General features: G+C 47.5%; 4 protein-coding genes and 2 tRNA genes. 1 reads left to right on the top strand and 5 read right to left on the bottom strand.

Annotation, left to right across the window (positions count from 1 at the left end; all coding sequences use genetic code 11):
• From FJZ26_04085 to FJZ26_04095, 3 genes are all read right to left on the bottom strand, one after another.
• Window positions 1–118 (bottom strand): CoA-binding protein (locus tag FJZ26_04085; GenBank protein MBM3229586.1); only part of this gene is annotated, 118 nt, incomplete at its 3' end.
• A gap of 98 nt (window positions 119–216) precedes the next feature.
• A complete protein-coding gene (locus FJZ26_04090) occupies window positions 217–765 on the bottom strand; it encodes a VTT domain-containing protein (GenBank protein ID MBM3229587.1) in 549 nt (182 codons plus the stop codon).
• Window positions 766–1,213: 448 nt separating this feature from the next.
• Window positions 1,214–1,285 (bottom strand) — tRNA-Val (locus FJZ26_04095).
• Window positions 1,286–1,747: 462 nt separating this feature from the next.
• On the opposite strand from FJZ26_04095, the gene FJZ26_04100 reads away from it, so the two are divergent.
• Window positions 1,748–3,130, top strand: coding sequence for a transglutaminase domain-containing protein (locus FJZ26_04100; GenBank protein MBM3229588.1), 1,383 nt, complete (start codon window positions 1,748–1,750; stop codon window positions 3,128–3,130).
• 16 nt (window positions 3,131–3,146) lie between these two features.
• On the opposite strand, the gene FJZ26_04105 is transcribed toward FJZ26_04100, so the two are convergent.
• Window positions 3,147–3,259: transfer RNA gene (locus tag FJZ26_04105), tRNA-Gly, on the bottom strand.
• Window positions 3,260–3,402: 143 nt separating this feature from the next.
• Window positions 3,403–4,392, bottom strand: coding sequence for a hypothetical protein (locus FJZ26_04110; GenBank protein ID MBM3229589.1), 990 nt, complete (start codon window positions 4,390–4,392; stop codon window positions 3,403–3,405).
• Between the last annotated feature and the right edge of the window lie 591 nt (window positions 4,393–4,983).

Genomic DNA, 4,983 nt, shown 5'->3' on the forward strand with positions numbered 1-4,983 from the left:
ACTTGCCGACTTTGTAGCTGTCGCGCTGCGGATTGTCTGAAAGGCCGACTATTGCGATTGTTTTTGCGCTTGCAAGCATTTCCTTTATCCTGCTTTCTTCACCGATTTCTGCTCCCATGTAATTGCACCGATTTGATTGCACCCTAATTTGGTTGCACTCTATTGATTTTCTAATAATTGATGGTCATATAAAATTGTAAGCGGTTGGATTGATGCTTAAACAAGTGCCGTGCTCAGCTTTCCAAGATATGCAAGAATGGCAAATTTGATTATTTTCCCAAGAATTGTTGCTGCAAGGAATTTCCACCAGGGCATCTTGATTGCCCCTGCGGCAATTCCGGCAATGTCAAAAAGAGGGTTTGGGACAAGTGCCAGAAGGAAGACTGCCACCTCGGAGTGGCTTTTCACAAAATCAATCTGCCTTTTTGCAAAGCCGTTGCCCAAAAGCCTGTGCTCTAAAAACCCGCTTCCGCCCCTGCCAAGCAGAAAGCCCGTCAGCTCGCCTATTCCAGAGCCAATGCCTGCAAAAATGCCAAGTGTGATTGGGTCAAGCGTTCTGCCAAATGCCGCGATTATTGCCCATCCAGGCGCAGGCAGGAAAAGCGTGGCTGAAGACACAAGACCGACAAGAAAAGCCCCGGCATATGACCAGCCCTCAAGAAGCGGCAGGTAGCCAGATACAAAAAATGCGGCTGCCGTTATGGCAACTGAGGCGAGGATTTCAGGAATCCCGAGGCTTTTTTCCTTTTGCTGCTTTGGCGCCATCAAAACTTACCCGCTATTTTCTTGTGAAGAAAAACTTAAGATAATAAATCCAGAAGGGAGCTGCCCATGGCCAGAGGGGAGATGCTTGAAAATCATATGCTGGGTTCAATTATCTGGGGGAGCTACCTCCTGGAGGAGCATCTGACTTGCACTGTTCCCTTATGGGACTTATTCTGTTGGTGATTAATTAAATGGGATGAAGACCTCAAGGGGAGCGCCTGACTAACAGCGTTCCCCTTATGGTAATGGGCCCGCGGAGAATGCCGCCATCCGCTTCGCGTCTGACGGACACCCCAAATTTCTGTTGAAATTTGCGGTCGGGTCTTTGCCTGTTTTTAATCCTTCTGTGGGCCCGCGGAGAATGCCGCCATCCGCTTCGCGTCTGACGGACACCCCAAATTTCTGTTGAAATTTGCGGTCGGGTCTTTGCCTGTTTTTAATCCTTCTGTGGGCCCGCGGAGAATCGGACTCCGAATCTTCACCGTGTCAGGGTGACGTCTTACCATTCGACTACAGGCCCATTTGTTGATTTTCTCTACCGTTAATTTTCTCAACCATTCATGTGTATGTTAGTTATCTCAACAGCCCATGACCTATTTCTTGAGGGTGACGCCTCCTTCACGCATCAGGCGTTGTAGGGACGACAGCCAAAGGCCGGCAGACGCCATTGTCGGAAAACCCTTGAGGAAGGTGGAGGAAACCACCAACTGAAAACCAAGGGGTTTCTCCTTCGGCTACAGGCCCAAAAGCAAGAAACAGGGTTAATTTCTGCCCTCCCAATCTTTAAATTAATATGAGTCATAATAAACCCATCAATTATTGCCGCGTTAGCTCAGCCTGGGAGAGCAATCGGCTGAAGATTCTCCGGCTTTGGGTAATGGATTCTCCAAAACCCGCCGGAGGCTCTGGAACCGATGTGTCGCTGGTTCAAATCCGGCACGCGGCATCTTATTTTTTAAACAGGGATTAGGAAATAGATTGCATGAGAGGCAAGTCCCATTTTGGCCTGGCATTTTTTTTCCTTGTATTATTTCTCCTGCTGCCACTTGTTTTCCCGCAGGCCCAGACAGACCCGAAAGACGTAAAGAAAATCGGCATTGCAAAAATCGAGGTAACAAGCAACATAACCATTGAGTTTGAGCAGGAGCCTATTGGCATTGACTACGTCAACTTCAGCACTTTTTACCCCTCCGACTCCACATACCAAAAAACCGTGTTTTTTTACTCAAACGTGCCTTATCAGATAGTTGACAGCGACGAGGGAAAGATGGTTGTTTACACAATCGCAAGCCCGAAAAAGACAAACGTGATAAGAACCGATGCCATTGTCAGGATTGATTACTCTGGCGCAAGGCTTACCGACAACAAGGACAGCTCCGATGATGCAGGCGATTTGAACGACCCACAAAACCCCTATCTGAACGGAGGCTCGCTTGTCATTCTTGACAACCAGGTGCAGGGAATTGCAAACCAGCTAAAGCGTCAAAGCGACCTTGAAACCATTACTGCAATAGTGGACTGGACAAACAAGTACATCACCTATGACGAGGCTTATGCAAACACCAATCTTTCCACAAGGCAGATACTTGAGCTTAAACGCGGGACGTGCGACGAGTATGCTCACCTTGCGCTTGCACTTGCGCGAGCAAACGGAATACCTGCAAGATTCCCAATCGGGTATGTTTATTCAGGCCAAAAATGGGACTTGCACGCCTGGGTGGAGTTTTACATTCCAGGCTACGGCTGGATTGAGGCTGACCCGACCTATAACGAGCTGGGTCGAATTGATGCAAGCCACGTGCGGCTGGCTTACGGCTCAGAGCAATCAAAGATACTCCAGAGAATCAGCACATTTGGGACAGGGCAGACCCTGCCAAAGGTGAAAAGCCATTTTGGCATAAAGTTTGTGGATACTGAAAGCTTTGATTCACAGGACTTGGAAGTAGGCGTTGCAAGCTCAGATGCCGCAGGAGACTTGCAAAGGATAAGTATAGGATTTGCCAACAAGGACAGCTACGAGCTTTTTGTGCCGTATGACATATATGGTGCAAAGGGGCTTGAGATGCAAAGCCCAAGCAGGGGGCTTGTGCTTGTAAAGCCCGGACAAACAAAAGAGGTTGAAGTACTGTTTAAAGTCCCAAAGCCTGAGGAAAATGTGATATACACTTACCCATACGTTGTTTCAACTCCTTATTCTGACACGAGTTTAACGTTCACATGGCCACCCGGAGCAACAGTGCCGACTAAGAACAATGAACCTGGAGACACTCCAGCCAAACCAACACCAGAAAAGCCTGCTACCCAATGCCTGAGCCTTTATGCCCTTGTTGCCGCACTAGGACTTTTTGCAGCTTGGAAAAAGTAGGCAGTGGGGAAACGTTTGCGGCGACCGGGATTTGAACCCGGCCCGCGAGATTCTAGCAAGTTTTTGGTCAGTCTTTTCACCAAAAATCTTATGGCAACCTCGAATCCTACCAGGCTAGACTATCGCCGCATAAAAACAGTTTCCTGGATTTCAAGTTTATTGGTTGATAAATTGTTTTAATCCTATCTGTTAACCAAGATTGGCCTTGTTTGAAGCAAGAGCCAGAAGAAGAAAGACTGGCTGGCAAAAGAGCCGGCTTTGTTCCTTATGCCCTAGAAAGTTGTGCGTATCTGCGTGTTCCACTTGCTTGGCATTACGGCAACCCCGCCAGGCCAGGTAAAGCCAGACTGCTCGATTAGCGCCTTGCCTTGCTGCTGCAATTCCACAAGCGGGCCGGCCTTTTGCGAGCAACAAAGCTTCGCATAATGAATGGAAACGTCAAGTCCCTGCACAAACTGGCTTGCCCTGCTTGCGGCGAATTTTTTCTCTTCCAGGGAGCCTGGCTGCATTATTTCATGCTCGTACCTTTTTGGAAGCGCAAGCTGGGAAACTTTCAGGCCGGAGCTTCTTGCAGCAATTGGCATGGCAACCTCAAAGCCGACTCCAGTGAGAGCTGGCTTGAACTTGGAAAATATCTCAAGCGCACAGTTGTTTAGATATACACAGGCAGCGCTTCTAACGCCAAGAAGGCCAAAATATGCCTGGTACCAGGTGTTCTGTGTCTTTGCGGCCTTGGCAAATGACTCGAAGTTTTCTGCAGTTGGAGAATTTTCCTTTGGATGCCTTTGATTGAGATATGTGACAGAACAGGAGACCATTTTCTCATTGGCATAAAGCGCATAGGGGAGGTATTTTGTTGAAAGGTTGTTCCAGCTTGCGCTTAGGTAATCGTTGCCACAGGCAAGCACTTTTGCAAATTTTGCAATTGAAGGCACAAGGTGTTCAAAGTCATCGCAAATGAAAAAAACTGCATCTGTTTTTGGCGCAAGCTTTGAAAAGCCCTGAGAAATGCGCTGGCCAATGCCACCGCTTTTTATCAATATTTCAAGGTTTTTTGTATTCTTGAGACTTGAGGAAACCTTTGACACTGGAGTCTGGCTTGCCGAATCTGCAGCAACAATAAAGTAGGGGAGAATTTTTGCCTTGAGAAGGGCTTTTTCCATTTGCCTTACAAATGGGCTAAAATCATGCCGCATCAGGGTTGGTATCACTACACCTACCGATTTTTCAGTATTAAGGCTGGAGCTTTTTGCAATATTCATACGATTTACTACACAAAACAACTTTATAAACAGTTGCGTTGGGTTGATTTGAGATTTAAATAGCTTGCTTGCAATAAAGATTGGTGGTTTAGAAAGGGGGCAGACCCCCTTCTGCGGTGCGTTGTTCCTTCTGAACAAGCCCCGACAAAATTCTGATGAATTTTGCGGTTGTCGTCCAACCTGGTAGGACGCTAGCCTTCCAAAGGCTTTTTGGCGGCGGAGCGCCAAAACCCTGGAAAATGTTTTCCAGTGGCAATGCCCGCACGACAAACGCCTGAATGAAAGCTAATAATCCGGGTTCAAATCCCGGCAACCGCACTTCGTGCGTCTGCCTATTTTGCGCTATCGCGCAAAAGTCCCGCAAAATGCTGCGGCATTTTTCGGTCCCGGCAACCGCATAATTTCGAGCGAAGCGAGAAATTTGCGGGACCTTGTGCGCAAGCGAAAATCCAGCAATAAGAAGAACAATAAAAGAAAAGACAGCACAAGGGACCTAAAAATTGCATCAGCAATTTTTACATGTAATTTTGAGCAGCAGCGAAAAATTACGGCATGTTGTGCGACAGAAGGGAGCACAACTATGCCTAAAAA

The sequence above is a fragment of the Candidatus Parvarchaeota archaeon genome (genome assembly GCA_016866895.1).
Classification (GTDB): Archaea; Micrarchaeota; Micrarchaeia; order Anstonellales; family VGKX01; genus VGKX01.